Below are 25,813 nucleotides of genomic sequence, written 5' to 3'. Positions count from 1 at the left end.
CTGTGGACACCGGCGGCGCGGCCGGAGCCGGCGTGCTCGTCCCGAAAATTTGACAGTCATAACTGATAAGCCTAGCCTGTCGATATGGCTTCGAAGACGGTTCCCGCATCGGCGGTCGCGGCCGCGCAGACGCTGCGCGTGCTCGTCGGCAGGCTGCGGCGGAAGATGATGGACGCGACGCAGGTCGGCGACCTGACCTCCGCGCAGGCCTCGGCGCTGGCCCGGCTCGCGAAGCTGGAGCCGACGACGGCGAGCGTGCTGGCCGGCGCCGAGCGCGTGCGGCCGCAGTCGATGGCGGCGACGGTGGCCGCGCTGGAGAAGCTCGGCCTGGTCCGCCGCGAGGACGACCCGGCGGACGGCCGCCGCCAGCTGATCCACTTCACGCCCGAAGGGCGCGCGTACGGTCAGGGCGCCCGCGCGTCGCGGGAGGAGTGGCTCTCCCGCACCCTCGCGCAGCGGCTCACCGAGGACGAACTGGCCGTGGTCAACGAGGCGCTGGCGCTGCTCGGCCGCGTCGTCGAACCATGACGACGCGGGACCGGGTCCGCGACGGCTTCGACCGGAAGCTGCTGGCCCCGCTCGTCTCGGGCGCCGTGCTCAACCCGGTCAACTCGACGATCATCGCGGTCGCGCTGGTGCCGATCGGCGTCGCCTTCGGGCAGCCGGCGTCGGCGACCGCGTGGCTGATCTCCGCGCTGTACCTGGCGACCGCCGTCGGGCAGCCGGTGACCGGGCGGCTGATCGACCGGTACGGCCCGCGCCGCCTCTTCCTCCCCGCGACGGCCCTGGTCGGGCTGGCGGGCGTGATCGGCGCCCTGGCGCCGAACCTCGCCGTGCTGATCGTCGCGCGGGTCGTCCTCGGCTTCGGCACGTGCGCCGGCTACCCGGCGGCGATGCGGCTCATCCGCGACGAGAGCGACCGGACCGGGCGCGACAGCCCGGCGTCCGTGCTCACGGTGCTGGCGATCTCCACCCAGACGATCTCGGTGATCGGCCCGGCGCTGGGCGGCCTGCTCATCGGCGTCGGAGGCTGGCGGGCCACCTTCGCGATCAACATCCCCATCGCCCTGGTCTCCTTCGTCCTCGGCGCCCGCCGGTTCCCGAAGGTCGCGAAGCCCGCGAAGACGGGCTCGTTCGACCTCGACTTCCCCGGCATGGCGTTGTTCGCCGGCACGCTCGTCGCGCTCCTGCTGTTCCTGATGCACCCGGGCGCGGGGGACTGGTACCTGCTCGCGATCACCGTCGTGGGGGCCGCCGGCTTCACCGTGCGCGAACTGAAGCACGCCCACCCGTTCATCGACCTGCGGCTGCTCGGGCGCAACGGCCCGCTGCTGCGCACCTACGGCCGCGCGCTGCTGGCGTACGTCGTGGCGTACAGCTTCCTCTACGGCTACACGCAATGGCTCGAGCACGGCCGCGGCCTGTCCGCGGCGGAAGCCGGGCTGGCCACGCTGCCGCTGTTCGCGACCGGGATCGCCGTGTCGCTGCTGACCGGGCGCCGCGAGGCGGTGCGCGGCAAGCTCGCCGTCGCCGCGCTCGGGCAGCTCGCCGGCTGCGCGCTGCTGCTGACCCTGGACGGGGCGGCGCCGGTCTGGCTGCTCGTGGTCGTCGCGCTCGTGGCCGGGGTGCCGCAGGGGCTGAACAGCCTCGCGCTGCAGAACTCCGTCTACCGCCAGGCGAACCCCGACGACATCGGCGCGTCCGCCGGCCTGCTGCGCACCTTCGGCTACCTCGGCGCGATCGTCTCTTCCGCGCTGCAGGGCGCTTTCTACGGCGCCGCCGCCGACACCCGCGGGCTGCACGACCTGGCGCTGCTGCTCGTCGGCATCGGCGTGGTCTTCCTGCTCGTCACCGTGTTCGACCGTTCCCTGTCCCGACGCACCACCCGAACCGAGAAAGAGATCGATGACTGACACCGCACTCGACCCGAACCGCACGGCCCTGCTCGTGATGGACTACCAGGAGGGGATCGTCGGGCAGCTGCCCGACACCGGTCCGCTGCTCGACCGCGTCGCCGGTGTGGTCGAGGACGTCCGCGCGCGCGGCGGGCACGTCGGCTGGGTGCGCGTCGCGTTCGAAGACGCCGAGTTCGACGCGATCCCCGGGACCAGCATGTTCGCCCGGTTCACCGCGGCCGCCGAGATGCGGGACGCGATGCGCGCCGACGCCCCGGGCACGCAGATCCACGCCCGGTTCTCGCCGCGGCCCGAGGACGTCTCGGTGCGCAAGATCCGCGTCGGCGCGTTCTCGACCACCGACCTCGAGCAGCAGCTGGAAAAGCGCGGGGTCACCACGCTCGTCCTGGCCGGGCTGAGCACCAGCGGCGTCGTGCTGAGCACCGTCCGCGAGGCTATGGACCGCGACTACCGGATCGTCGTCCTGCGCGACGGCTGCGGCGACCGCGAGCAGGAGACGCACGACTTCCTGACCGGCACGCTGTTCCCCCGCACCGCCACGGTCGTGGACGTGGCCGGGCTGGGCGGGCTCTGGGCCGTCCAGTAGGTTGCCTGGCGTGACGGTGCCCGAAGACGTCCTGCGCACCTCGATCGTGGAGCGGCTGTTCGCGCGGGCGGACGACGAGCGCCCGCTGTTCACCCACCAGGACCACACACGCGGCGTCGAGCACACGCTGACGTGGGCCGAGTTCGCCGCGCGCGTCCGCGTGGTGGCGGGCGCCCTGCGCGAGGTCGCGGCACCGGGGGAGCGCGTCGCCATCCTCGCCGGGCAGGAACTGGCCTATCCGCTCGCGTTCTTCGGCGCGCTGGCCGCCGGGCTCGTCGCCGTCCCGCTGATGCCGCCGGGCACCGCCGCGCAGGCCGAGCGGCTCGCCGGCGTGCTGGACGACTGCGGCGCGCGGGTGTGGCTGACGTCGTCGGCCGCGGCGGACCGGGTCCCCGGCGGCGGCGCCGTCGTCGTGGTCGACGAGCTGACCGGGCCGGGCACCGACCCGGTGCCGGCCGAGCCGGAAAGCCCCGCGTACCTGCAGTACACGTCGGGGTCGACGCGGGAGCCGGCCGGCGCGGTGATCCCGCACCGGGCGATCGTCGCGGCCTGCTGGCAGGGCAGCCGGGCCTACGGCGTCGACGAGGGCACGACGTGCGCGGGCTGGATCCCGTTCTTCCACGACATGGGCCTGATCCAGCTGCTGTGCCTGCCGGTCTTCGCCGGCGGGCGGGCGGTGTTCATGGCCCCGGCCGAGTTCGTGCACCGGCCCCGGCGGTGGCTGCGGCAGATGGCGGACCACCCGGCGGTGTTCACCGCCGCCCCGAACTTCGCCTACGACCTCGCGGCCGACGCCGGTGCCGGGGACGACCTCGACCTTTCCGGCGTGCGGGTCGCGCTCAACGGAGCCGAACCCGTCCGCCCGCGCACCGTGGACCGCTTTCTCGAGGTCTTCGGCCCGCACGGCTTCCGGCGCGAGGCGTACCGGCCGTCGTACGGCCTCGCCGAAGCCACCGTGTACGTCGCCAGCGCGGGACCGGAAGGCCCGCGTGGCGCGAAGTTCGACCGCGAAGCCCTCGCGCAGGGCCAGGCCGTCGAAACCGTCGACGGACCGGAGCTCGTGTCCGTGGGCCGCCCGGTCGGGCAGCTCGTCCGGATCGTCCACGAGGGACACGAGCAGCCCGAGGGCGCGGTCGGCGAGATCTGGGTGCACGGCCCGAACGTCGCGACCGGCTACTGGGGCCGCGGCGACGCCGGCGCGTTCGGCGGCGTCCTCGACGGCATGGGCGGCTGGCTGCGCACCGGCGACCTCGGCGTCGTGCACCGCGGCGACCTCTACGTCACCGGCCGGCTCAAGGACCTCATCGTCGTCGACGGCCGCAACTTCCACCCGCAGGACATCGAGGCCGCCGCGGGCGAGGCCCACCCGGCGGTCCGCCGCGACCGCGTCGCCGCGTTCGGCGTCGCCGACGAGAGCGGCGAGGGCGCCATGGTGGTCGCCGAATGGGCGCGCGACGCCGACGCGGACGTCAAAGAAGTGACCCGGGCGGTGCTGCGCGCGGTGTCACGGGAGCACGACCTCACGCTCCGTGCGGTACGTCTGGTCCCTTCCGGCGGACTTCCGCGCACTTCCAGTGGCAAGGTCGCCCGGTCGGCCGCGCGGGCACGTTATGGTGACTTCCGTGGGTGATCACCGCGCCGAGGTCACGAAGGTCGTCAGCGACACCTTCCGGCTCGACCCGGCCCTCGTCGAGCCCGACGCTCCCCTGGAGGAGCTGGGCATCGACTCGAAGGGCCGGATCAAGCTCCTGGCGGCTTTGGAGGTCTACTACGGCGTGACGATCGACCTGGACCAGCTCGACCGGTTCACGGACGTGGGATCCGTGGCCGACGTGCTCGCGGAAGCCCTGGCAACAGGCGGACCTGAGGAGAGGCGCTGACATGAGCGGCGGGGGGTACACCGCGACGACGGAAGCGTTGTCGACGGCGTCCAAGACCATCGGTGACCTGGCGGAGCACCTGCTGGACGACAACCCGGACCTGCAGAACTCGCTGGTGACCGCCGAGAAGTTCGGCCGGGCGCACACCGCGCACGGGGAGAAGTACGCGACCGGCGCGAAGGCGCTGTGGGCCGCGGTCTCCGGGTACAGCAGCACCCTGGGCTCGTTCGGCACCAACCTCGGCACCGCCGGGTCGAGCTACAGCACCAACGAAGACAACCAGGCGGGCGCGATCACCAACGCCGGAGGCTCGCTCTGATGGCGAAGAAGTGGAGCGAAGTCAAGGCGATCCTGGACGACCCGAGCGTCCCCGCCGCGCAGAAGAGCACGCTGATCAGCAGCTGGCTGCGCGAGAACCCGCCTCCGCCGCCGTTCCTGGCCGACCAGGAACCGGACGACATCAAGGAGAAGCGGAAGGAAGCCGAGAAGTACGCGAACGCGTACAACGCCAACCCGCTCTTCGCCGGGCAGTCGGTCGACGAGGCCTACGACAAGGCCAAGTCCAGCGGTGACCAGAACAGCTACAACGAGGACCAGGAAAAGAAGGCCGTCGACGACGGCAAGGCGAAGCTCGACGACACCAAGCCGCCCGCCGCCGGCGAAAACGGCGGCGACTCGACCGGCACGAAGACGTCCGACGAGATCTTCGACGCCGCCGCGCCCGCGCTGAAGCTGTTCGAGACGTTCGGGTCGCTGCTGGCCAAGATCCCGGACGACTGCCGCGGCAACACCCGCGCGCTCGACCTCGACAAGGACATCCGCACGCCGTTCGACGAGCAGCGCGGGATCAGCTTCAAGGACTTCGTCGACGACGCCGCGCACTTCAAGACCGGCTCCGAGACCGTCGACCGGACCGTGCAGGACACCGGCTCCCAGCTGGGCATCCTGTACAAGACGTGGAGCGGCGCCGGCGCGGACGCCGCGTCCGACACCTACAACGACAAGATCCAGCCCAAGGCCGCGAAGCTGTCCCAGACGCTCGGCAACGCGAGCGAGGCGACGCTCAACACCGCGACCACGGTGTTCCAGCTGTGCAAGGGCAAGGCCGACGCCGTCATCGGCATGTACACCGACCTGGTCGGCAAGGCCGACTACACGATGGCGCAGAAGGTCGTCGCGGTCGCCAACGGCGAGCACGGCAACGAGTCGGACCTGGCCCAGATCGCCGGCTGGATGGACCTCAACTTCGGCACCAACCTGGTCAAGACCCTCAACGACCAGGGCTGCTGCGACGGCGACGAGATCAAGAAGCACGGCCAGGACCTGGCCAAGCAGTGGATCCAGAACCAGTTCAACCCCGACATGTGGGACCGGCTCTACAAGGGCTTCGAGAAGACCTGCAAGGACACCAAGGACCTGGTCGACCAGGCCTACGACGCCCTCGACAAGGTCATGGGCGCCATCAAGAACGAGTTCGAGGGCGTGTCGATGCCCGGCGGCTCGGGCTCGGGTGCGCCGGGTGGCGGCGGTCCCGGTGGGTCGGGTTCCGGCTCGGGCTCGGGTGGCTCGGGGTCTGGGTCCGGCTCCGGTTCGGGGTCCGGCTCGGGTGGTTCGGGTTCCGGTGGTTCGGGTGGCCAGGTGCCGCCGATTCCCGAGGGCGGCTCCGGTTCCGGTTCCGGGATCCCCGGTGGTGGTTCGGGCTCCGGCGCCGACCTGCCCAGCGGGGCGGGCGGTGACACCGGTGGTGGCTCGGGCTCCGGGACCGGCGGTGGTGGGGGTTCGGTGCCGCCGATCCCGGACGTGTCCACCGGCGGCGGGTCCGGCTCGGGCGGTGGGTCCGGTTCGGGCTCCGGGGCGGGTGGTGGCGGTTCGATGCCGTCGATCCCCGATCTGTCGACCGGATCCGGTGACGGCGGCGGATCCGGCCTCGGCGGCGGCTCGGGCTCCGGCTCGGGTTCCGGTTCCGATGACACGAAGCCGTCGTCGGTGCCGCCTCCGTCGTCCAGTGGTCAGGACGAAGCGGCCGCGGCCGCCGAGGCGGCCAAGAAGAAGGCGGCGGACGCGCTCAAGGAGTTCAGCGGTCCCGGCATCCAGACCGACTCCGGCGCCGGCGCGGGCGGTGGTTCGGGTTCCGGGCTCGGCGGCGCCGAAGGCCTCGGCGGCGGCGGTTCCGGCTCCGGTTCCGGCGGGGGCTCGGGTTCGGGCTCCTCCGGCGACGACGGCAAAGCCGCGGCCGAGCAGGCCGCCGAGGACGCCAAGAAGAAGGCGGCCGACGCGCTCAAGGAGTTCAGCGGCGACGGCATCAAGACCGACCCCGGCGGCAGCGGCCTCGGCGACACGGGCACCGGCACGGACGGCGACCATCCCGGGGCGGACAAGAACGGCGACGGCAAGCCGGACGGCCTTCCCGGGGCGGACAAGAACGGCGACGGCAAGCCCGACGGCCTGCTCGGCGACGACGGCAAGGACGGCGACGGCAAGGGGGACGACACCCCCGACACGCTGAAGGTCAAGCAGGGCGACAAGACCTTCGAAATGACCGAACCCGACCACGACGGCAAGATGGACATCAAGGTCGGCGAAGGCCACGGCGACCCGAAGGACTTCAAGCTCGACTGGTCCGACGGCACGGCCAAGGCCGGCGACGGTCCACAAGGGACGGACGGCGCCTTCCACCCGGGTCCGGACGGCAAGATCCACATCCAGGACGGCGACCTCAAGATCACCGCCGAGCGCCCCGACGGTCCGGACGGCCCGACGACGGTGACCGTCGACGACGGCAAGGGCACCCCGACGACCTACACCCTCGGCGAGGACGACAAGAAGCCGGCTGACGCCCTCGGCGACACCCCCGGCAAGAAGCTCGACGACGACCTGCCCACCCACCGCGGCACCCTCGAAGACCTCACCCCGGGCGGCGACCACGGCGGGGCGGGCTCGCACGGCGGCGACCACGCCGGGGCGGGCTCGCACGGCGGCGATCACGGCGGCGACCACGCCGGGGCGGGCTCGCACGGCGGCGGCGGAGGCGGGGGTCTCGGGGCGCACGGTGGCGGCGGGAGCATTCCTTCGACGTCCGGCTTCGAGCCGGCGGGCGGGGGCGGTCTCGGGGACACGCCGACGTCCGGCGGCGCGCACACCGGTGCCGGTGTCGGGGCGGCCCAGCCGCAGCCCGCGGCCGCGTTCGCCCAGGCGGCCGCTCCGGCGGGCGCGCCCGGCCAGTCGATGGGAGGCATGCCCGGCATGGGCGCGATGGGGGCCGGTGCGCACGGCGGCGGCGGGGGAGACAGCGAACGCCGCTCGCCCGCCTACCACATCGAGGGTGCCCTCTTCGACAACCTCGGCGAGCCCGGCCGGCGGATCATCGGCTCCCTGAACGACGACGAAGACCCGCCGTCCGCCCGGACCTGGTAGGAGGACGCATGACCGACATCACCGGGATGAAGGCCGAGCTGGACGGCCTGGTCCGCGAGCAGGCCGAGCGCCGGGCCCTGCGCGAGCAGCGCGGCGAGGAGATCAAGGCCCAGTCGCACGAGTACATGACCAAGCAGGTCCAGGCGGCCGAGCGGTACGTCATGCACCGCCGCGAGCTGGCCCAGCGCAAGACGAAGTCCGGCTGGAGCACCGACCGGTCGAACGCGGAGCCGCCGTCCGCGTTCGACGGGGAGGAGTACTCCGCCGCGGGCGAGGCGCCGCCGTTCGCCGCGGCGCCGCCGCGACCGTCCACAAGGGACGACGCGGGCCGGCGCGCCCGCCGGCCGCGGGCGGCCGAGGAGGACGACGACTTCCAGAACAACCCCTGGTAGCCGTCGTCCACAGTGGACGTCACGGCCGCCAGAGGTCGACGGCGATCTCGCGCAGCTGTTCGGCGAACACGCCGTCCGGGCTCGCGTGCCGCAGCAGCCGCCGGAGGTCGGCCTCGAACTCCGCGCGGCGGTCGCCGAACAGGTGCGGTGCCGAGCTGGACAGCGAGAACACCGTCGCGACGACGTCGTCCTCCGTGCGGGTCACGACCCGGCCCGGGACCTCGAACCGCCGCGGTCCGGTGAACCCCGCGGCCCGGTAGATCTCGCTCTCACCCGCGGGCGTGCCGTCCGGCAGCCCGCCCCGCCCGGCGCGCCGCACCGGGCCGAGATACGCCCGGACGAGCGCCGCGATCGCGTCGTTCGGCGGCACCGGGTGCGGCAGCGCGTGGTCGCCCTCGACGCCTTCGTGGGTCGTCGCGTGCACGTGGGCGCAGACGCCGTCGGGCGCGAGCATGCCGCGCACCGCTCCGGCGACGCGCGGCCGGTCGAACCAGTGGAACGACTGGGCGAAGGTGACCAGCCGGAACGTCCCGAGGCCGGCGGGCAGCTCCTCGGCGCGCCGGTGCACCCACCGGCAGTTCGCCATCCCCGTCGCGGCCGCGAGGCGGCCGGCCTCGCCGAGTATGTCCGCGTCGGCGTCGACCCCGACGGCCTCGGCGAACGACCCGGCCAGCAGCAGGGTCAGCGACCCGGGCCCGCAGCCGACGTCGAGCAGGCGTCCCGAACCGTCCAGGCCCAGCTCGGTGGCGAACGCCGCGGCCAGCTCCGGGGGATAGGCCGCGCGGCCGCGGGCGTAGTAGGCGGCGCTGCCCGCGTACAGCGACGGGTCCCATTCCCAGGTCACGTGCTGCAGCGTACGGCGGTGATCGCGATACTCGGGTGTCATGGACTCCGCGAACTGGTGGCGCGACGCCGTTGTGTACGAGGTCTACCCGCGCAGCTTCACCGACGCGAACGGCGACGGTACCGGGGATCTCGCGGGCCTGCGCGCCCGCCTCGGCTACCTGGCCGACCTCGGTGTCGACGCCGTGTGGACGACGCCGTGGTACCGCTCGCCGATGGTCGACGGCGGCTACGACATCGAAGACCACCGGGCCGTCGACCCGCTGTTCGGCACCGACCAGGACGTGCTCGACCTGATCGCCGAGGCGCACCGGGCGGGCCTGCGGCTGCTGATCGACGTCGTGCCGAACCACACCTCCGACCGCCACCCGTGGTTCCGGGCGGCGCTCGCGGGCGGCCCCGAACGGGCGCGGTACCACTTCCGGTCCGGTCGCGGCGACGACGGCGAACTGCCGCCCACCGACTGGCGCAGCGTCTTCGGTGGCCCGGCGTGGACCCGTGTGGCCGACGGCGAGTGGTACCTGCACCTGTTCGCCCCGGAGCAACCGGACCTGAACTGGGAGAACCCCGAGGTGCGGGCCGACTTCGAGGACCTGCTGCGGTTCTGGTTCGCCCGCGGGGTCGACGGCGTCCGCATCGACGTCGCCCACGGCCTGCGCAAGGACCCGGCCTTCCCCGATCTGGGCGCCGATGACGAAGAGATCGCGCAGCCGCCGGACCGCGACGCGCACCCGCACTGGGACCTCGACGGCGTGCACGAGATCTACCGCTCGTGGCGGAGGGTCGCGGGCGAGTTCGGCCCGGACCGGGTGTTCGTCGCCGAGGCGTGGGTCGACCGGCCGGACCGCCTCGCCCGCTACGTCCGCCCGGACGAGCTGCACACCGCGTTCAACTTCGACTTCCTGCGCTGCGCCTGGGACGCCGGGGCGCTGCGCGACGTGATCGACCGGACCCTTGAAGCGCTGGACGCGGTCGGCGCGCCCGCGACCTGGGTGCTGTCCAACCACGACGTCGTGCGGCACGTGACGCGGTTCGGTCCCGGCCTCGAGCTGGGCACGCGGCGGGCCAGGGCCGCACTGCTGCTGATGCTCGCGCTGCCGGGCGGCGCGTACCTCTACCAGGGCGAAGAGCTGGGGCTGGACGAGATCGAGGACCTGCCGGAGGAGGTGCTCGCCGACCCGACGTGGGAACGCTCCGGCCACACCCGCCGCGGCCGCGACGGCTGCCGGGTGCCGCTGCCGTGGTCGGGCACCGAGCCGCCGTTCGGGTTCGCCCCCGACGGGGTGCGGACCTGGCTGCCGCAGCCCGCCCGCTGGGCCGCGGCGACCGCGGAGGCGCAGGCGGCCGACCCGGGGTCGATGCTCTCCCTGTACCGCGCCGCCCTCGCCCAGCGCCGGGAGCACCCGGCGCTGGGCGACGGGACGATGACGTGGTCGCCGGCCGCACCCGGGGTGCTGTCGTTCGTGCGGGAACCGGGTTTCGCGTGCGTGGTGAACCTGTCGGGCGAGCCGTTCGAGCTGCCGGCCGGGTCGCGGGTGCTGCTGTCGAGCGAGCCGCTGGACGGCGACCGCGTGCCGCCGGACGGCGCGGTGTGGCTCGGCGGGCGCTGAGCGGATTCCGGCCGGCCGGGCTGGTGTGAAGCGCGGATCGCCGGGGTATCCGGTCGCGTTCGCCGTCGCCGAGCCGGAGGTCACCTCGATGCCTGCTGCACGACCGCCCGCCACCGACGTCGTGGCCTTGGCGTTGAAAGTCCTGGTGGCCCAGGGGATGACGGGCGCGGCCGCGCAGCGGACCCTGATCTCGATGGCGCAGGAGCGCGGCGTGACGGTGCGGCACTGCGCGGCGCTGGTCCTGGCCGCGGTCGACGGGCGCGCGAGCTGAGGACCTCAGGCGTGGACGGCCTCGAGCCGCCGGGGCGGCAGCCGGTCGAGCGCGGGACGGGACAACCGCGGCCGTCCGCCCGCGTGCCGGGTGGTCGCCGCGGCGGCCGCGACCGCCTGGCAGGCCGCCGTCTCCAGCGGGCGGCGGCGGGTCAGGGCCGCGGTCAGCGTCGCGACCAGCGCGTCTCCCGCCCCGGCCGGGTCGACGACGTCGGTTTCGTGCGGGACGAACCACGAGCCCTCCGGCCCCGCGAAGAGGTGCCCGCGCCCGGGCACCTCGAGCACGACCAGCGACGGCCCCCGCTGCCGCAGCTCGGCCGCGGCGCGGGCGGCGCCGGCGACGTCGTCCACCGGGTGGCCGGTGAGCCGCTCGGTCTCGGGGCCGTCGGCGCGGACGACGTCGGCGAGCGCGAGCAGGTCGGCGGCGGAGGAATCGTCCCGGGGCGCGCCGTCCAGGACCACGCGAGTCCCCGCCCGGTGGGCGAGGCGGGCCGCCAGCAAGGCGGCCGGAGCGGGCTGCCGCAGCTGGACGATGACCGAGCCGGCGGCCGAGATCGGCGCGGCCGCGGCCAGCACGTCCGCCTCGGTGACCAGCGTCTCCGGCGGAACGTGCTCGATGTGCCGGTGCCGGCCGTGGCCGTCCACCATGTCGACGAGCAGGGCCGTTTCGACGCCGGGCCGGCGGGTCACGTGCGCGGTGCCGATCCGGTCGGCGCGGGCCAGCGCGCACAGGGCGTCGCCGACGCGGTCCTGGCCGACGACGCCGACCAGCGAGACCGCCGTCCCGAGCTGGCTCAACGCCACGGCCTGGTTGGCGCCCTTCCCGCCGAGCAGCTCCTGCCGGTCCCGCACCGGCGCCGGTCCGTCCGGTGCGCCGATCACCAGGTCACGGGCGATTTGCCCGACGACGACGACTTCGCTGAACATCACCGGTACCACCGCTCGGTCATGGCGCCTCCTCTTCGGCTGGCGAAGATCGGCTACCCGGCCGGAAACCGGGGATAAACCGCACGTTCGGGTCGACGTGCGCGCCCGGGACGCGGAACCGGGCGTTTCCCCGGCGCCGGTTTGGGTATCAAGACCCAGTCCTTGATCACCCCGCGGCGACGCCGGCCCCGCCGGCGCGGAAGGCGTGCCGAACCCGTGTCCCCGACGACCCCGGTCCCCACCCGGTCCGCGCCGCTCACGGCGCGCCGGACGGAGTACCGCCCCGGCCTGCTGGTGCTGACCCTCGCCGGGGAGATCGACGCCCTGACCCTGCCGATCCTGGAACGCGAGCTGGCGACGGTCCCGCCCGGCACGACGGTGGTGGACCTGAGCCACGTGGCGTTCCTCGGCCTGGCCGGCGCGCGGGCCCTGGCCGCCGCCGCGGAGCGCGCCGGTGCCGAGGGCAGCCGGTTCGGGGTGGTGGCGAACAGCCGGACCCTGGCGCGGCTGTTCCGGATCACCGGCCTGGCGGCGGTGGTCCCGATGTTCGCGTCCCTGTCGGACGCGCTGCGGGAGCTGCTCGCGGTGGCCCGGCCCTGATACGACCGGGCGTGGAGTGGGTACCCGGAAGTGATCGGTTCCCGGCGGGAGGAGCGCACATGGACCGGCCGGAGGCCGCCGCGACGGCTTCACCACGGCTCGACGAAGTCACCGGGGCGCTCGAAGCCCTGAGGGCCGTCCTGGGGCAGGAGGACGACTTCCGGATCCTCCTGCGGCACGTGTGCCTGCAGGTGCGCCAGGCCGTCCCGGGCGTCGACGAGGCGTCCGTGACGCTCGTGGGCGGGGACGAGCCACACACGGCGTCGTCGACCGCGGCCGTCGTCACGGACCTCGACGACGACCAGTACCGCGTCGGCGACGGCCCGTGCCTCGAGGCGGTCCGCAGCGGCAAGATCGTCCGCACCCCGGTCGCCGGCGCCACGGAACGCTGGCCCGCCTTCGCCCGCGGCGCACGGGAGGCGGGCTTCGGCAGCTTCCTCGCCGCGCCGCTGGTGGCCGACGAGCGCTACTCGGGTGCGGTCAACTGCTACGGCCGCCAGGACGACGGCTTCGCGGAGATCGAGGCGCAGCTGCTCGAGCTGTACACGACCGCGGTGGAGGCGGTGTTCCGCGTCTACCACCGCTACGTCAAGGCCCGCGAGACGGCCGAGCACCTGCGGACGGCTTTGACCTCCCGCGCGGTCATCGACCAGGCGAAGGGCATGCTCATGGCGATCCGCCGGATCGACGCCGACGCCGCGTTCGCCCTCCTCGTCGGGCAGTCGCAGCGCGAGAACGTGAAACTGCGCGAAGTCGCGACGCAATTCGTCGCCCGCGTGGTTTCCAGTGGCGTGGTGTGAATTCCCGGCGATAACCGATTGACGGCGGCGCGGGGCCGGGTGCATGCTGACCGCACACCACTTCGGCGAGGAGAAGTCATGACGAGCACGCGGGCGAACCGGCGGCGGGCACTCGCCGTGTGTTCGTGGTGCGCGCGGCTCGCCTGCCTGCCGGGTGGCGCGAGCTCCCCACCGTGACGGGAAACCGTCGCGTCCGGGAGCCGCCCCCTCGGGAAACCGAGCCGGGCGGTTTTCTTTTTGCCGCGCCTTTCTTTTCGCGGCTCTTTCGCCCCTGTAGCCCAACGGGAGAGGCAACGCGTTCAGAACGCGTCCAGTCCAGGTTCGAATCCTGGTGGGGGTACGAGAAAATGCGGGAGACGCGCCGGAGCGCAGGTGATCCTTGCACGATCGCCGGGGAGGGTTCGACCCCCTCGTCTTCCACTCCGGCCCACTTCACGACGGTCGTGCGACGGCCTGCAAAGCCGTCCGGTCCGGGTTCGACTCCCGGGTGGGTCTCCGGTCGCCGCGGCCGGGCGCCGGCGCTCGGCCGCGGCCGCGGCCTACTCGCGGCGCCCGAGCGCCTTGGCCCGGTCGTGGGCCCACCCGGCGAGCACCACGCCGATCGCCGTCGCCACCACGTAGCCGATCAGGGTCCCGGCGAACCCCGCGTCCAGCCAGCCGAGCAGCCCGGTGTTCCCGTGGTCGACCAGCAGGCGGATGGCGCCCTGGGCACCCAGCACCGTCAGGACCGCCCCCAGGATCTGCAGCACGTCGAACTTCACGATCTCCCCTCCCCGTTGTTGATACGAGCGTATCATAACTTTGGGTGATAGCGTGGGCGGTGTGGCGGGGAGCCGGATCACGGTGCAGGTGGGCGAGCGGCAGCTGACGCTCTCGAACCTCGAAAAGGTGCTCTACCCGCGGCACGGGTTCACCAAGGGCGAGGTGCTCGACTACTACACGCGCATCGCGCCGCTGCTGCTGCCGCACATCCGCGACCGCGCCATGACGTTCGTGCGGTTCCCCGACGGCGTCGACGGCGGTTCGTTCTTCGAGAAGAACGTCTCCCGGCACGCGCCCGGCTGGGTCCGCACGGCGCGGCTGGAGGTCGGCGGCGGCCGCGGCAAGGAGCACGAGATCGTCGACTACCCGCTGATCAACGACCTGCCCGAGCTGGTCTGGGCGGCCAACCTCGCCGCGCTCGAGCTGCACGTCCACCAGTGGACCGTCGAGCCCGGCGACGAGCGCAGCACCCCGGACCGGCTCGTGTTCGACCTCGACCCCGGCCCCGGCGCCACGGTCGTCGACTGCTGCCGCGTGGCCGAGCGGCTCCACGACGTGCTCACCGGCGACGGGCTGACCCCGGTCGCGAAGACCAGCGGCTCCAAGGGCATGCAGCTCTACGCGGGCGTCGTGACCACGGACCCCGGCGAGACGTCGCAGTACGCGCGGGCCCTGGCCGAGCGGCTCGCCGCGGAGACGCCGGACCTCGTCGTGGCGCGGATGACGAAGACGCTGCGGCCGAACAAGGTCTTCATCGACTGGAGCCAGAACAACCCGTTCAAGACCACGGTGGCGCCTTACTCGCTTCGCGGGCGCGACGAGCCGACGGTGTCGACCCCGGTCACGTGGGACGAGGTCCGGGCCTGCCGGCACGTGACCCACCTGCGGTTCACCGCCGACGAGGTGCTCGACCGGGTCGAGGACGTCGGCGACCTCTTCGCCGAACTGGACCGAACGCGCGTACCCATTCCTGCGTTCGGCTGAATTTCGGATTTCGCAATTCATCGGCGAATCCGCTCCGGTTCCCGTCGGCGCTCCACGACGGTGAGAAGGAATGGTTCCACCAGGCGATTCGGACAGTCCTTTGTGGAGCACTGCACGTGCAGACGGCCGTGTCGGTGCACGGCCCGACGGCCGGGCGGATTCAGTTGTGCGCCAAGCTGGACGAAGTGGGTACCGTCTACGCGTAAACCACCATCTTGAGCCGCCGGAGCCGGTCATGAAGATCCAGAAACCGCCGCGGCTGTCGCGAGCCTTCGGCCGTTCCGCGGCGGGCGCGTGGTGCGAGCCGTTTTCGGTGACCACGCTGTTCCCCGGCGACCGCACCACCCTTCTCGTGGTGGTGGGTGACATCGATCTCGCCACCGTCGCCATTTTTGTCGAATGCGTCGAAACGGCGGCGAAACCGGGGGATGCGGTGGTCGTCGACCTCGGCGGCGTGACGTTCTGCTCCGGTGTCGGCCTGCGGGCGCTGCACCAGGTGCAGCAGAGCGCCGACGAACTGGGCGTGCCGCTCGCGTGGGTGGTGTGCACGCCGTCGATGTGGCGGGTGCTGCGGGGGACCGGGGTCGCCGGCTTCTCCTGCTACCGGGATCGGGCCGACGCGCTGGCGGCGCTCGGGTGATCCGCTTCGAACGGCCGCGCAGGGTGCGCGGCCGGGGTCCGGGAGAAGGGAAACGGGTGTCCGGCCTGATCGACACCGATCTGGAGTTCTGGTTCCAGCGCGGCCTGCGCGCGTACCTCGGGGAGGTGGCCGGGGCGCTCGGCTGCGGCTTCGAGTCCTGCACCGTGGACGTCGACGTCCCGGTGTCGGCCTACGTCGCGGTGGACTGGCGGCTGCGCCGGTTCCCCGAGCGCGACGTGGCGCTGCTGTGGGACGAGGTGCACGGCTGGGCCGTCGCGGTCGAGGCGGCGTGCGGGGAGGAGATGATCGTGCTGGCCTACCTCGGCGGCGCCGACATCCTGCCGGAGCCGTTCGTGGTCGTGCGGTTCCTGGCCGCGCTGCGGGCCGGCGACCTGGCACCCGACGGACCCGGCTCACCCGTGCTGCGCCGCGCCGGCCGCCACCAGGAGCTGCTGCCGTTGCTGCCGGCCGGGTGACGCGCCGGGCGTCGATCCTCCACACTGGAGCGATGGGGACGATGCCGGACGCGGTGGCGCCGATGCTGGCCGTCGACGGGCCGCTGCCGGACGACGACCACCACGGCTACGAGTGGAAGTGGGACGGGTTCCGCGGCTGCGCGCGGGTCGCCGACACCGGCGAGGCCCGGATCACCAGCCGCAGCGGCAGCGACCACACCCACCGCTACCCCGAGCTGCAGGACGTCTTCGGACCGGCGATGGGCGGGCACGCGGTGGTGCTCGACGGCGAGGTCGTCGCGCTGAACGCGGCCGGCCGCCCGGAGTTCGAGCTGATGCAGCGCCGCGCGATGCACGAGCCGACGGCGAAGCTGCGAGCCGAGGTCCCGGTGGTCTACTTCGCCTTCGACCTGTTGCGGGTCGGCACGGAGTCCCTGCTGGACCGGCCGTACGAGCAGCGGCGCGCGCTGCTCGCCGAGCTGGTCCGCCCCGAGGACGGCCGGCTCGTCGTGCCGCCGTGGTACACCCGCGCGGACATCACGCCGGACCAGCTGCTGGCGACGGCGGCCCAGCACGGGATCGAGGGCGTCGTCGCGAAGCGCCTCGACGCGCCGTATCTACCGGGCGCCCGTTCGCCGCTGTGGACGAAACGAGCGCTGACCCAGACCCGCGAGGTCGTGGTCGGCGGCTGGCGGACGGGCGCCGGCCGCCGCACGGGCACGCTCGGCGCGCTGCTGCTCGGCGGCTACGACGACACGGGCTCCCTGGTGTACATCGGCGACGTCGGCACGGGCTTCACCGACGACGCCCTCGACCGCCTCCGCGACGTGCTCACCCCGCTGTCCCGCGAGGACTCCCCGTTCGTGAACGAGCTGCCCCGCGACCGCGCCCGCGGCGCCCACTGGGTGGAGCCGGAGCTGGTCGGCGAGGTGGTCTTCCGCCGCGTGACGCCGGACCTCCGGCTGCGCCACACGTCTTGGCGCGGCTTGCGTCCCGACCGGAGCCCGGACGAGGTGGGCGTGCCGAAGCCGACGGGAACATCGTGACCAGGTCCGCGTGGCTGGCCGAGACGGTGCGGGAGTTCACGTCGCTGCGCGGCCGCCGGGTCGAGCGGTGGAGCGGCGTGGAGATGGCGCTGCGGGAGGATGTGCGCGTTATCGGCGCGCGGCCGATCGCGTTTCGCGGACCTCCTCCCGTCGGGACCTCGCCGGAGCCGGCGGGCGCGTCGTGACGCCGTTCGTTCGCCTGGTCGAGATCACCGACGAGAACCGGGACGCCGTCTGTGCCCTGCGCGTGCACCCCCGGCAGGAACGGTTCGTCTCGTCGGTGGCGAAGTCCTTGGCGGACGCCGCGAGCACGCCGGAAGCCGAGCCCTGGTACCGGGCCGTCTACGTGGGGGACGAGCCCGTCGGGTTCGTGATGCTCAGCTGGGACGTGCCGCCCGGCCGGCCCGGCATCCTCGGGCCGTACTACCTGTGGCGGCTGATCGTCGACGCGCGGTACCAGGGGTGGGGGATCGGCCGGGCCGTGCTCGCGCAGGTCGTCGCGCTCGTGCGGGCGGACGGCGCCACCGAGTTGCTGACCAGCCACCAGCCGGGCGACGACGGGCCCGGGGCGTTCTACCGGAAGCTCGGGTTCGTCCCGACCGGGGAGATCGACGACGGCGAACCGGTGCTGCGGCTCGTGTTGTGATCGCGGTCACGGCCGGTCACATCGACCCGGTGGGTGGAGTCGTGGGGGTGACGGACCCGGAGCACCGGCGTCCGCAAGCCCTGGAGGAGTTCCGATGTCCACCGCTTACGTGATCGTCACCCTCGTCGGCGCCGCACTGGCCGGGTTCTCGGCCGTCTCGGTCTTCACCCGCGCGAAGTGGGTCGTGGAGCCGATCACCTCCTACGGCGTGCCGGAGGCGTGGTGGCCGTGGCTCGGCACGGCCAAGGCGGCCGGTGCGCTGGGCCTGGTGGCCGGCCTGGTCTGGCCGCCGATCGGGATCGCCGCGGCGATCGGGCTGGTGCTGTACTTCCTCGGTGCCCTCGTGACCGTGGCCCGCGCGCGGTCGTACGGGCACCTGGCGTTCCCGGTGATCTACATGGCGCCGGCGGTTGCGTCGCTGGCGCTGCTGTCCTGACCGGCGAGCCAGGTGAGCGCGTCGGCGGCCTGGTCCAGCACGGAGAGGTGCCCGTCGCCGGGGGAGAGCCGCAGCTCGGCGGCGGGGCACCGCGCCGCCAGCCACTTGCTGTGCCCGGCGGGGATCATCCGGTCGTCCTCGCCGTGCACGAGCAGCACCGGCGCGGTGATGGCCGCCGGGTCACACCCCCACGGCGCGACGTAGGCGAGGTCGTCGTCGATGAGCCCGACCGCGCCGAGTGCGGGCCGGACGACGTCGTCGAGCCAGGCCCAGGATCCTTTGAGGGCGGCGAAGTCGGCGCTGGTGAAGACGTCCGGATCGAACTCGGCGGACGCCTCGTACTTCTCCTTGGCGGCCCGGCCGTCCGCGGCGGCACGCAGGGACGCGGCACTCCCGTCGGCCATGCCGTCGAACCAGCCGCCGGCCTCGAACGGCGCGACGGCGGCGAGGCTCGCGACGGCCGTCACGCGATCCGGCAGCAGCGCGGCGGCGGCGAGGGCGTGCGAGCCGCCCCCGGAGTGCCCCATGACGGCGAAGCGCTCGATCCCGAGAGCGTCGGCGACGGCGGCGGTGCACTCGGCGGCGTTCCCGATCGTCCGGCCGGGCAGCTGCGTGGAAGTGCCGTAGCCGGGCCGGTCGTAGGACACCCAGCGCACACCGAGCCGTCCGGCCGGCGGCAGCAGCGGCCCGGGCGGCGCCCCGAGGTTGGGCGTCCCGTGGTGCCAGAAGACGGTCAGCCGCGCGGGCCCGCCGGTGTCGTAGACGTGCAGGGAGCGTCCGTCCGGCAGGGCGACGTCGGTCTCGAGGACGTTCACCGGGCCAGCTTCCCGGCCAGCCAGGCGAGCGAAAGCGGGTACCGGTAGTCGATCGCTGCGTGGCCGGCGTCGAACAGCTCGAAGTGCAGCCGCTCCTCCGGCAGGCCCGCCTTGAGGACCTCCGCCCGGAAGGCCTCCGCGCCGACGTCGAGGAAGTACTCGTCGCTCGTGCCCGCGTCGATCCACACCGCTCGCCACGACTGGACCGCCGGGGCGCGGGACGGGACCATGCGGACCGGGTCCCAGTCCAGCCAGCGTTGCCAGACCTCCGGGCGCAGCACGCCCGTCGCCGGGTCGAACGGCAGTTCCGGGGTTCCGTCCGGGCGCGGCGAGAAGCACGCCGAGACGCCGAGCAGCTGCAGCAGTGTCGGGTCCGCCGGGTGGGTGAACGCGGGGCGCGAGCGGAAGTCCGCCCACCACGCGTGGATGTCCTGGTCGTACTCGCGCAGGGCCCGGACCGCCTTGCCGAAGTCCGGGACGTAGCACAGTTCGTACAGCGAGTCGCCCGCGTGGGTCGCCAGGGCGCCGAACAGGTCCGGGCGCAGCATCGGGGTGATCATCGCGCCGAAGCCGCCCGACGACTTTCCCGCGATCGCGCGGGATTCGCGGTCCGGGATCGTCCGGTAGCGCGCGTCGACCCACGGCACGATCTCGTCGCACAGGTACGAGTGGTAGCGGCCCGTGCCCGGCGAGTCGACGAACTGGGAGCCGCCGTAGGCGGTCCACGCGTCGACGTACACCACGACGCAGCCCGGGGCGCCGTCCGCGAAGACCGCGTCGGCCGTCTCGACGAACGGCTGGCGGAACGGCGTCCGGTTGGCCCACATCGCCAGGTGCCCGGTGTAGCCCTGGATGACGTACACGGCCGGGTACCGCTCGTCGCCGTCGTCGTAGCCCGGCGGGACGTACACCCACAGGGGCCGCTCGTGCGGGTCGCCGAGCGGGTTGTCCCGCAGCAGCGCGGAGTCCACGGTGTGCCGGTCGAGCCGGCCGGCGAGTTCGCCGTCCCAGGGCAGCATGCGGCCAGTCAACCACGCCGAACCGGTTGCAGGGGCTAAGCGATACCTCTTTTCCGCGCGTAGCGTTGAGCCGCTTCGGCCCGACAGCCGTGTTATGGGCACGGTGGTGGGTCAGGGGAATGCGGGGAAGACCATGAAACATCCTGGGCCGTTGTTCACACTGCTCGCCGGCGTCGTGCTCGCCGGCGGCATCGGGATCGTCAACCTGGCGACCGGAACCGGCGCCGCGCCGGTCGCCGGCGCCGCCGACGCGGCCGCCGTGAGCACCACGGCCGGGCCGCCCCCGAAACCGACGTCGGAGGCGCCGGGAGCCGAGGCGCCCGCGCGGGCCGACTACGCCGGGCGCGTCACCGGCGGCGGCGCGTCCGTCGCGGTCTCGGTGCGCGACGGCCACGCCATCGCCTACCTCTGCGACGGCAAGAAGGTCGAAGCCTGGCTGCAGGGCGTCACGGCCGGCGGGAAGCTGGACCTCAAGGGCGCCAAGAACTCCAGCCTGACCGGTAGCTACGACGCCGCCTCGGTCACCGGCACGGTGACGGCCTCGGGCCGGACCTGGCAGTTCACCGCGCCCCCGGCGAAGAAGCCCGCGGGCCTCTACCGCGCGACGCCCAAGGTGAAGGGCAAGGCGGCCAAGGTCGGCTGGATCGTGCAGCCCGACGGCAGCCAGGTCGGCGTCCTGACGACCGGCGAAGACTCGACGGCCGCCCCGGCGCTCGATCCGGCCGCCGGCACCGCGATCGTCGACGGCGCGCCCGTGACCGCCGAGGCGATCAGCGGCCTGGCCGGGACCGGTGACTTCTGATGACCGCCCCCGCGGCCGGCAACCGCGCGGCGGTCGCGCTCCTGGTCCCGCTGGTGGTCGGCGCCGTCGTCTCGGTGGTCCTCGGCGTCTACGGGAACCTGCACACGCCCACCGGCGTCGCGGTGAACATCGCCGGATTCTCGAGCGCGCAGTCGGTGAAGGCGTGGCTGGCCACCGTCGTCGTCGTGCTGGCGCTCGTCCAGCTGGTCTCGGCGCTCGCGATGTACGGGAAGCTCGGCCGCACGGTCCCCGCATGGGTCTCGCCGGTGCACCGCTGGTCCGGCCGGCTGGCGTTCCTCGTCTCGATCCCGGTCGCGCTGCACTGCCTGTACGCGCTCGGGTTCCAGTCGTTCGACACCCGGGTCCTCCTGCATTCGTTGCTGGGGTGTTTCTTCTACGGCGTGTTCGTCGCGAAGATGTTGCTGCTGCGCAAGGACAACGCGCCCGGCTGGTCGCTGCCCGTCGTCGGCGGGCTCGTCTTCACCGCGCTGGTCGGCCTGTGGCTGAGCGCGTCATTGTGGTTCTTCACCCAATCCGGCCTGAAGTTCTGAGGGGACGATCGTGGGCAACGACGAAGTGGAGCCGGGGGTCGCGCGCCGGACGGCGCTGGCGGTCGTCGGCGCCGGGCTGGTGGCCGGCTGCAGCACCTACGGCGGCAACTCGGGCAGTGCGACGTCCGCGGCCGCACCCCCTGCCGCGGCCGCCGGGACCGAGCTGGGCGCGGCCGCCGACGTCCCGGTCGGCGGGGGCAAGGTGTTCGCGGACAAGCAGGTCGTGGTGACCCAGCCGGCCGCCGGGACGTTCGAGGCCTTCTCGGCGGTCTGCACGCACCAGGGCTGCACCGTCGACACCGTCGCCGGCGGCACCATCAACTGCCCGTGCCACGGCAGCAAGTTCAAGATCGCCGACGGCTCGGTCGCGAACGGCCCGGCCACGCAGGCGCTGGCGAAGAAGTCCGTCACCGTGACCGGCGGCAAGATCACCTTGGCCTAGGTGTAGGCCTTCGCGACGGTCCGCCCGTCGACTGTCCACACCGGACTCGACTGGTCCGGGGCGCCGCGCAGGACGGTCCGGCCGTCCGCGCAGGCGTACCGGACGGCCGGGTCACCCGAGACCGCCAGGCACTGCAGGCCGTTCTCCAGTGTGAGCAGGAAGGGGTCGGCCGTGCCACCGTCCTGGGGCGTGGCCGGCAGCGCGCCGGTGTAGCCGAGCAGCACGGCCTTCGTCGCCGACGTCGGGCAGACGACCTGCGGCCGCGTCCCCGGCGCGGCGAAGCACGGGTCGTAGGTGGTGTCGCCGGTCGTGCAGCGGTAGGCGTCGTGCCGGCCGGACACCGCGGAAACCGCACCGCAGGTGCCGGACGCGCGGGTCGTCGTGGCGCCGGTTCTCGGCCGGTACTCGACGGTCTGGGTGAACCGCTGCGCGCGGCCGGTGGTGAGGGGGACCTCGAGCGCGGGACCGGCCGTGGCGAGACCGCTCGTCACCGGGCCCGCGGGGAGGAACCGCCCGACGAGGTCGCCGCCGTCCGGGTGGCACGGCGCGAGTGCCGCCCAGACGTCACCGGCCACCTCGGCGAACGGCCGGTCCGCGGCGTAGTGGGCGGCCCCGGCGTCCGCGGCGCAGGTCAGCACGGCCGGCGCCGGGCCGGGGCCGCCGGCCAGGCCGAACAGGACGGCCGCGCGGTGCGCCGCCGCGGCCAGCGCCGTCCCGAGGGCCGGGCCGGGCTCCGCCTGGCCGCGCAGGGTCGCGGGCAGGCTGCCGAACGGGACGTCGTAGGTGACGGCGGAGCCCGGCCAGAGCAGGTCGCGCTGGCGCGGGCGGCCGAACAACTGCACGGCGGACGTGCTCTCGGCCGTGGTCCGCGCGGTCGGCTCGGGCCAGCCCGGCGGCAGGGCGAGCCGGTAGGGCACGCGCGCGTTCGAGGTCAGGGTGATGCTCGCGCGGCCGTCGGCGGCGGTGGCGCACGCCCACACCGGCGCCGCCGGATCGGGCTCGCCGACGTCGACGGTCACCCCGGCGGAACTCGCCGGACGGCCGGCGCAGTCCGGCCGCGGCGCCGGATCCGGCACGACCTCGCGGCCGAGCGCGGCGAGGTCGAGCAGCCCGCCCCAGAACCCGCCCGGCTGAGCCACCGCCGCCACGATGCTCCGGGTCGCGGGGTCGTAGCCGGCGGGGACGAGCCGGGTTCCGTCGGCGATGACGACGACGGGCGCGAACCCCGGCGGCGGCGCGGCGGGCACCGAAATCCTCACGTGCGGCGGAAGCCCGTCGAAGCTCAGCTCCGCGCCGCCGCCGATCCGCCGCGTCAGCGGCGCCGGGGAGCGCGGTTCCGCGGCCGGGCGCACCGACACGCGCGTGCCCGCCGGAGCGACGACCTGGATCCCGGCGACCGCGACCGTCCCACCCGGACCGGCCGTCTCCGGCGGGAAAACCCGTTGCCGCACGAGGACCGCGGCTCCGCCCAGCAGCAGCACGACCACGGCCGCCATGAGGGCGAGCCGGGCGGGCCGGTCGTTGGTGGCCATTCGACGCCTCCCAGAACACCTACTCTTCCCGAGTCACCTGACCCGGCATGGTCGTTACCTGCCGTGGCCCAACCGTGACCGCGCCCGGGCGCCGGTAATCGGTCGCCGCGGCCCGGCGGGTCTGGCACCATCGCACTCGTGAGCCCGGTCGAGATCGCCTGCGACGAGTCGGGCTCGGAGGGCGAAAACCTCGTCGGCGGCGAAACCGACGTCTTCGCCCACGCCGGTGTCCGGCTGACCCCGGCGGCCGCGCGCGCCTGCGTGGCGGAGATCCGCGACCGCATCGGCTCGCCCGCCGAGGAGTACAAGGCGAACCACCTGCTGCGCGCCAAGCACCGCCGCGTGCTCGAGTGGCTGCTCGACCCCGGCGGCCCGCTGGCCGGGCACGGCCACGTGCACCTGACCGACAAGACGTTCTTCGCCGTGCGCGCCGCGGTCACGCTGCTGGCCGAGCACGGCACCGACGTCATGGCGCGCACGCTCCACCGCCAGGGTCCGGCCGCGTTCGGCCGCGACCGCTGGGCGTACTTCCTGGCCGCCTTCACCAGCGTGCTGCGCCTGCGGCCCCGGCGTGGCGTGACGACGTCGCCGGAAGAGTTCTTCGCGCTGGCCCGGGAACTCGCCGGCGAGGGCGAAGCCGGGGAAATCATGCGCCTGCTCAGTGCAGGTGCCGAACGCGTGGCCGCCTACCGCGCCCGCCTCGAGACCGACCCGGGCCTGGTGCCGGTGCTGGACCCGCTGGTGCCCGCGGTGGCCCACACGGTCCGGCACTTCAGCGCCGACGGCACCCCGGTCGCGCTGGTCCACGACGAACAGCTCGCCCTGACCGGCGAACGCGTGCTGCAGCTCAAGGCGGCGCTCGGGCACCGGCTGGCCGGCGTCCGGTTCGTCGACTCGCGCTCCGACGCCCGCGTGCAGGTCGCCGACTTCCTCGCCGGGGTCGCCCGCCGCATCGCTTCCGACGAGCTGAACGGGCGCGGGGACGCCCGCCTGACCGGCCTGCTGCGGTCCTTTGTGGACACGAACTCCGTGTGGAACGCGGTCAGCAGTTGATGACCTGCGTCGGCGGTGTCGTGTTGTCGAGCCGCTTGACGTAGGCCCCGGAGCTGCGCCGCGCGCACGCCGCGTCCTTGGTCGCGAACGGCCCGCTGTAGACGGCGTAGACGTCGGCGCCGTTCACCCGCTGCCGCAACGAGCGGCAGCCGGTCGTCGGCGTGTGCAGGTAGCCCGCGCCGGGGTGGGCGTCGAGGAAGCCCTGGACGTCGGCGCGGTAGCGGACCGGGGTGATGGCGGAGCCGAGCACCACGACGTACGAGCCGTCGCACGCGGGCGTGGTCATCGGGGTCGCGAGGCCGAGATCCGGGCCGCTCGCGACACCCGAGGCCACCGGCGTCGTCGTGACCGGCGGGGCCGGAGGAGGTGTCGTGCCGGCCGGGGCCGAGGGTTTGAGCGCCGCGGACCACCCGATGACCGCCGCGAGGGCGACCACGGCCGCCCCGGCCACGAACCAAGGCGCCTTCGACCGCCGCCGGACCGGGGGTGCGGGCGCCGGTGGTGCCACCCGCGTGGCCTGCCGGGTCGGGGAACCGCTCGTCCCGCGGAGCGCGGCCCGGGCGGCGTCCGCCAGTTCCGTGACGCCGCCGAAGCGCTGCGCCGGGTCCTTCGCCATGCCCCGCGCGATCACGGCGTCGAACGCCGCGGGCAGCCCGGGCCGCAGCGCGCTGGGCCGCGGTGGCGGCCGGTGCAGGTGGGCGCCGACCAGCGCCGCGGCGGTGGTCGCCGCGAAGGGCTTGCCGCCGGTCAGGCACTGGTGCAGCACGCAGGCGAGCGAATACACGTCGACGCGGTGGTCGATCGGCGCGTCCGTGAACCGCTCGGGCGCCATGTAGTCGAGGGTCCCGACGGCGCCGCCGGTCGCCGTGAAGCCGCTCCCGGGCCCGGCCGCGCGGGCGATGCCGAAGTCGACGAGGTAGGCGAACCCGCTCGCGCCGACCAGCACGTTCGACGGCTTGACGTCCCGGTGCACCAGGCCTTCGGCGTGCGCGGCGGCCAGTGCCTGGGCGACCTGCCCGACGACGTCGACCGCGTCGGCCGGCGCCAGCGCGCCGCCGGTGGTGAGCCGGGTGCCGAGGTCGCCGCCGTCGACCAGCCGCATGTCGAGGTAGAGGCGCCCGTCGATCTCGCCGAAGGCGTGGATCGGGATCACGTGCGGCTCGCGCAGCCGCGCCACCGCGTGCGCCTCCCGACGGAACCGCTCCTGGAACTCGTGGTCGGCGGCGAAGTCCGGGGCGAGCAGCTTGAGGGCCACCACGCGGTCGTGGCGCGTGTCGTAGGCGCGGTGGACCTCGCCCATGCCGCCGCGGGCGATGAGCGATTCCACGCGGTAGGGCCCGAACTGCCGGCTCACGCGCTTCCCTCCACCAGGCATCCGGACACCGGGTAGTC

Annotated in this window: 30 protein-coding genes and 2 tRNA genes; 25 read left to right on the top strand and 7 right to left on the bottom strand. The window is 73.8% G+C overall.

Annotated features, from left to right (window positions below; all coding sequences use genetic code 11):
* The first annotated feature begins 84 nt into the window (after window positions 1–84).
* From ACWEN0_RS41650 to ACWEN0_RS41615, 8 genes are read left to right on the top strand one after another with little or no spacing between them, the layout of a single operon-like run.
* Window positions 85–528, top strand: a complete 444-nt coding sequence (locus ACWEN0_RS41650) for a MarR family winged helix-turn-helix transcriptional regulator (protein WP_451986114.1) — start codon at window positions 85–87, stop codon at window positions 526–528.
* A complete protein-coding gene (locus ACWEN0_RS41645) occupies window positions 525–1,913 on the top strand; it encodes an MFS transporter (RefSeq protein ID WP_451986112.1) in 1,389 nt (462 codons plus the stop codon). Before ACWEN0_RS41650 ends, ACWEN0_RS41645 begins: the two co-directional genes overlap by 4 nt.
* Window positions 1,906–2,502, top strand: a complete 597-nt coding sequence (locus tag ACWEN0_RS41640) for a cysteine hydrolase (RefSeq protein WP_451986110.1) — start codon at window positions 1,906–1,908, stop codon at window positions 2,500–2,502. Before ACWEN0_RS41645 ends, ACWEN0_RS41640 begins: the two co-directional genes overlap by 8 nt.
* A 10-nt stretch (window positions 2,503–2,512) precedes the next feature.
* On the top strand, window positions 2,513–4,132 hold the full coding sequence (locus tag ACWEN0_RS41635; RefSeq protein ID WP_451986108.1) for a fatty acyl-AMP ligase: 1,620 nt from the start codon (window positions 2,513–2,515) through the stop codon (window positions 4,130–4,132).
* On the top strand, window positions 4,125–4,382 hold the full coding sequence (locus tag ACWEN0_RS41630; protein WP_451986106.1) for an acyl carrier protein: 258 nt from the start codon (window positions 4,125–4,127) through the stop codon (window positions 4,380–4,382). The genes ACWEN0_RS41635 and ACWEN0_RS41630 overlap by 8 nt, the downstream gene beginning before the upstream one ends.
* A gap of 1 nt (window position 4,383) precedes the next feature.
* Window positions 4,384–4,701: a hypothetical protein gene (locus tag ACWEN0_RS41625; protein ID WP_451986104.1), complete on the top strand. Its 318-nt coding sequence runs from the start codon at window positions 4,384–4,386 to the stop codon at window positions 4,699–4,701.
* Complete coding sequence (locus ACWEN0_RS41620) at window positions 4,701–7,796, top strand: WXG100 family type VII secretion target (protein ID WP_451986102.1); 3,096 nt, start codon at window positions 4,701–4,703, stop codon at window positions 7,794–7,796. The genes ACWEN0_RS41625 and ACWEN0_RS41620 overlap by 1 nt, the downstream gene beginning before the upstream one ends.
* 8 nt (window positions 7,797–7,804) lie before the next feature.
* On the top strand, window positions 7,805–8,188 hold the full coding sequence (locus ACWEN0_RS41615; protein ID WP_451986100.1) for a hypothetical protein: 384 nt from the start codon (window positions 7,805–7,807) through the stop codon (window positions 8,186–8,188).
* Between the two features lie 19 nt (window positions 8,189–8,207).
* Here the strand turns inward: ACWEN0_RS41615 and ACWEN0_RS41610 are convergent, their stop codons facing one another.
* The gene (locus ACWEN0_RS41610) at window positions 8,208–9,032 is read right to left on the bottom strand and encodes a class I SAM-dependent methyltransferase (RefSeq protein ID WP_451986098.1); all 825 of its coding nucleotides are present in this window, start codon (window positions 9,030–9,032) and stop codon (window positions 8,208–8,210) included.
* Between the two features lie 40 nt (window positions 9,033–9,072).
* On the opposite strand from ACWEN0_RS41610, the gene ACWEN0_RS41605 reads away from it, so the two are divergent.
* Window positions 9,073–10,641, top strand: a complete 1,569-nt coding sequence (locus tag ACWEN0_RS41605) for a glycoside hydrolase family 13 protein (protein ID WP_451986096.1) — start codon at window positions 9,073–9,075, stop codon at window positions 10,639–10,641.
* Between the two features lie 88 nt (window positions 10,642–10,729).
* Window positions 10,730–10,912 carry a hypothetical protein gene (locus tag ACWEN0_RS41600; RefSeq protein ID WP_451986094.1) on the top strand — a complete coding sequence of 61 codons (183 nt, stop codon included), beginning with the start codon at window positions 10,730–10,732 and terminating at the stop codon, window positions 10,910–10,912.
* A 5-nt stretch (window positions 10,913–10,917) separates the two neighbouring features.
* Here ACWEN0_RS41600 and ACWEN0_RS41595 read toward each other — a convergent pair whose 3' ends face one another.
* Window positions 10,918–11,838, bottom strand: a complete 921-nt coding sequence (locus tag ACWEN0_RS41595) for a PfkB family carbohydrate kinase (protein ID WP_451986092.1) — start codon at window positions 11,836–11,838, stop codon at window positions 10,918–10,920.
* 216 nt (window positions 11,839–12,054) lie between these two features.
* Here ACWEN0_RS41595 and ACWEN0_RS41590 point away from each other — a divergent pair, with 216 nt between their 5' ends.
* The 4 genes from ACWEN0_RS41590 (at window position 12,055) to ACWEN0_RS41575 (ending at window position 13,733) form a co-directional block, all read left to right on the top strand.
* Entirely contained in the window at window positions 12,055–12,438 is a 384-nt protein-coding gene (locus tag ACWEN0_RS41590; RefSeq protein WP_451986090.1) for an STAS domain-containing protein, read from the top strand.
* Between the two features lie 59 nt (window positions 12,439–12,497).
* A complete protein-coding gene (locus tag ACWEN0_RS41585; protein WP_451986088.1) occupies window positions 12,498–13,238 on the top strand; it encodes an ANTAR domain-containing protein in 741 nt (246 codons plus the stop codon).
* Window positions 13,239–13,505: 267 nt separating this feature from the next.
* Window positions 13,506–13,578 (top strand) — tRNA-Leu (locus tag ACWEN0_RS41580).
* Between the two features lie 84 nt (window positions 13,579–13,662).
* Window positions 13,663–13,733: transfer RNA gene (locus ACWEN0_RS41575), tRNA-Cys, on the top strand.
* A 44-nt stretch (window positions 13,734–13,777) separates the two neighbouring features.
* Here the strand turns inward: ACWEN0_RS41575 and ACWEN0_RS41570 are convergent.
* A complete protein-coding gene (locus ACWEN0_RS41570) occupies window positions 13,778–13,999 on the bottom strand; it encodes a hypothetical protein (RefSeq protein ID WP_451986086.1) in 222 nt (73 codons plus the stop codon).
* 61 nt (window positions 14,000–14,060) lie between these two features.
* On the opposite strand from ACWEN0_RS41570, the gene ligD (ACWEN0_RS41565) reads away from it, so the two are divergent.
* From ligD (ACWEN0_RS41565) to ACWEN0_RS41535, 7 genes are all read left to right on the top strand, one after another.
* The gene (ligD, locus tag ACWEN0_RS41565) at window positions 14,061–14,984 is read left to right on the top strand and encodes a non-homologous end-joining DNA ligase (RefSeq protein WP_451986084.1); all 924 of its coding nucleotides are present in this window, start codon (window positions 14,061–14,063) and stop codon (window positions 14,982–14,984) included.
* Window positions 14,985–15,219: 235 nt separating this feature from the next.
* Window positions 15,220–15,624 carry an STAS domain-containing protein gene (locus tag ACWEN0_RS41560; protein ID WP_451986082.1) on the top strand — a complete coding sequence of 135 codons (405 nt, stop codon included), beginning with the start codon at window positions 15,220–15,222 and terminating at the stop codon, window positions 15,622–15,624.
* A gap of 56 nt (window positions 15,625–15,680) precedes the next feature.
* Entirely contained in the window at window positions 15,681–16,100 is a 420-nt protein-coding gene (locus ACWEN0_RS41555; protein WP_451986080.1) for a DUF6292 family protein, read from the top strand.
* A gap of 32 nt (window positions 16,101–16,132) precedes the next feature.
* A complete protein-coding gene (gene ligD / locus ACWEN0_RS41550) occupies window positions 16,133–17,125 on the top strand; it encodes a non-homologous end-joining DNA ligase (RefSeq protein ID WP_451986078.1) in 993 nt (330 codons plus the stop codon).
* Window positions 17,122–17,310, top strand: a complete 189-nt coding sequence (locus ACWEN0_RS41545; RefSeq protein WP_451986076.1) for a hypothetical protein — start codon at window positions 17,122–17,124, stop codon at window positions 17,308–17,310. Before ligD (ACWEN0_RS41550) ends, ACWEN0_RS41545 begins: the two co-directional genes overlap by 4 nt.
* On the top strand, window positions 17,307–17,771 hold the full coding sequence (locus tag ACWEN0_RS41540; protein ID WP_451986074.1) for a GNAT family N-acetyltransferase: 465 nt from the start codon (window positions 17,307–17,309) through the stop codon (window positions 17,769–17,771). Before ACWEN0_RS41545 ends, ACWEN0_RS41540 begins: the two co-directional genes overlap by 4 nt.
* A 94-nt stretch (window positions 17,772–17,865) precedes the next feature.
* Window positions 17,866–18,207, top strand: a complete 342-nt coding sequence (locus ACWEN0_RS41535; protein ID WP_451986072.1) for a DoxX family protein — start codon at window positions 17,866–17,868, stop codon at window positions 18,205–18,207.
* Here ACWEN0_RS41535 and ACWEN0_RS41530 read toward each other — a convergent pair.
* Entirely contained in the window at window positions 18,165–19,022 is an 858-nt protein-coding gene (locus ACWEN0_RS41530; RefSeq protein WP_451986070.1) for an alpha/beta fold hydrolase, read from the bottom strand. The genes ACWEN0_RS41535 and ACWEN0_RS41530 overlap by 43 nt on opposite strands.
* The gene (locus tag ACWEN0_RS41525; protein ID WP_451986068.1) at window positions 19,019–20,041 is read right to left on the bottom strand and encodes an alpha/beta hydrolase; all 1,023 of its coding nucleotides are present in this window, start codon (window positions 20,039–20,041) and stop codon (window positions 19,019–19,021) included. Before ACWEN0_RS41525 ends, ACWEN0_RS41530 begins: the two co-directional genes overlap by 4 nt.
* A 151-nt stretch (window positions 20,042–20,192) precedes the next feature.
* Between ACWEN0_RS41525 and ACWEN0_RS41520 the strand changes: the two genes are divergently transcribed.
* Genes ACWEN0_RS41520 through ACWEN0_RS41510 form a run of 3 tightly spaced genes read left to right on the top strand, consistent with a single transcriptional unit; the run spans window position 20,193 to window position 21,836 of the window.
* Window positions 20,193–20,843 (top strand): hypothetical protein, encoded by a 651-nt coding sequence (locus ACWEN0_RS41520; protein ID WP_451986066.1) that lies wholly within the window; start codon window positions 20,193–20,195, stop codon window positions 20,841–20,843.
* On the top strand, window positions 20,843–21,394 hold the full coding sequence (locus tag ACWEN0_RS41515; RefSeq protein WP_451986064.1) for a DUF6529 family protein: 552 nt from the start codon (window positions 20,843–20,845) through the stop codon (window positions 21,392–21,394). Before ACWEN0_RS41520 ends, ACWEN0_RS41515 begins: the two co-directional genes overlap by 1 nt.
* Before the next feature lie 10 nt (window positions 21,395–21,404).
* On the top strand, window positions 21,405–21,836 hold the full coding sequence (locus ACWEN0_RS41510) for a Rieske (2Fe-2S) protein (protein ID WP_451986062.1): 432 nt from the start codon (window positions 21,405–21,407) through the stop codon (window positions 21,834–21,836).
* Here ACWEN0_RS41510 and ACWEN0_RS41505 read toward each other — a convergent pair.
* Window positions 21,833–23,368 (bottom strand): hypothetical protein, encoded by a 1,536-nt coding sequence (locus tag ACWEN0_RS41505; RefSeq protein ID WP_451986060.1) that lies wholly within the window; start codon window positions 23,366–23,368, stop codon window positions 21,833–21,835. The two genes, ACWEN0_RS41510 and ACWEN0_RS41505, sit on opposite strands and share 4 nt — an antisense overlap.
* Before the next feature lie 138 nt (window positions 23,369–23,506).
* Between ACWEN0_RS41505 and ACWEN0_RS41500 the strand changes: the two genes are divergently transcribed.
* A complete protein-coding gene (locus ACWEN0_RS41500; protein ID WP_451986058.1) occupies window positions 23,507–24,421 on the top strand; it encodes a DUF3800 domain-containing protein in 915 nt (304 codons plus the stop codon).
* Here the strand turns inward: ACWEN0_RS41500 and ACWEN0_RS41495 are convergent.
* The gene (locus ACWEN0_RS41495; protein ID WP_451986056.1) at window positions 24,411–25,775 is read right to left on the bottom strand and encodes a serine/threonine-protein kinase; all 1,365 of its coding nucleotides are present in this window, start codon (window positions 25,773–25,775) and stop codon (window positions 24,411–24,413) included. The two genes, ACWEN0_RS41500 and ACWEN0_RS41495, sit on opposite strands and share 11 nt — an antisense overlap.
* Window positions 25,776–25,813: the final 38 nt, after the last annotated feature.

This window comes from Amycolatopsis sp. NPDC004378, from assembly GCF_053602455.1.
Note: the sequence above shows the minus strand (reverse complement) of the source record. Positions and strands in the feature narration are given on the sequence as shown.

Bases quoted from the DNA above. Each gene is read 5' to 3' on its own strand.
- ACWEN0_RS41650 (WP_451986114.1), top strand. From the start codon at position 85: ATGGCTTCGAAGACGGTTCCCGCATCGGCGGTCGCGGCCGCGCAGACG.
- ACWEN0_RS41645 (WP_451986112.1), top strand. From the start codon at position 525: ATGACGACGCGGGACCGGGTCCGCGACGGCTTCGACCGGAAGCTGCTG.
- ACWEN0_RS41640 (WP_451986110.1), top strand. From the start codon at position 1,906: ATGACTGACACCGCACTCGACCCGAACCGCACGGCCCTGCTCGTGATG.
- ACWEN0_RS41625 (WP_451986104.1), top strand. From the start codon at position 4,384: ATGAGCGGCGGGGGGTACACCGCGACGACGGAAGCGTTGTCGACGGCG.
- ACWEN0_RS41620 (WP_451986102.1), top strand. From the start codon at position 4,701: ATGGCGAAGAAGTGGAGCGAAGTCAAGGCGATCCTGGACGACCCGAGC.
- ACWEN0_RS41615 (WP_451986100.1), top strand. From the start codon at position 7,805: ATGACCGACATCACCGGGATGAAGGCCGAGCTGGACGGCCTGGTCCGC.
- ACWEN0_RS41605 (WP_451986096.1), top strand. From the start codon at position 9,073: ATGGACTCCGCGAACTGGTGGCGCGACGCCGTTGTGTACGAGGTCTAC.
- ACWEN0_RS41600 (WP_451986094.1), top strand. From the start codon at position 10,730: ATGCCTGCTGCACGACCGCCCGCCACCGACGTCGTGGCCTTGGCGTTG.
- ACWEN0_RS41595 (WP_451986092.1), bottom strand. From the start codon at position 11,838: ATGTTCAGCGAAGTCGTCGTCGTCGGGCAAATCGCCCGTGACCTGGTG.
- ACWEN0_RS41585 (WP_451986088.1), top strand. From the start codon at position 12,498: ATGGACCGGCCGGAGGCCGCCGCGACGGCTTCACCACGGCTCGACGAA.
- ACWEN0_RS41560 (WP_451986082.1), top strand. From the start codon at position 15,220: ATGAAGATCCAGAAACCGCCGCGGCTGTCGCGAGCCTTCGGCCGTTCC.
- ligD (WP_451986078.1), top strand. From the start codon at position 16,133: ATGGGGACGATGCCGGACGCGGTGGCGCCGATGCTGGCCGTCGACGGG.
- ACWEN0_RS41535 (WP_451986072.1), top strand. From the start codon at position 17,866: ATGTCCACCGCTTACGTGATCGTCACCCTCGTCGGCGCCGCACTGGCC.
- ACWEN0_RS41525 (WP_451986068.1), bottom strand. From the start codon at position 20,041: ATGCTGCCCTGGGACGGCGAACTCGCCGGCCGGCTCGACCGGCACACC.
- ACWEN0_RS41515 (WP_451986064.1), top strand. From the start codon at position 20,843: ATGACCGCCCCCGCGGCCGGCAACCGCGCGGCGGTCGCGCTCCTGGTC.
- ACWEN0_RS41505 (WP_451986060.1), bottom strand. From the start codon at position 23,368: ATGGCCACCAACGACCGGCCCGCCCGGCTCGCCCTCATGGCGGCCGTG.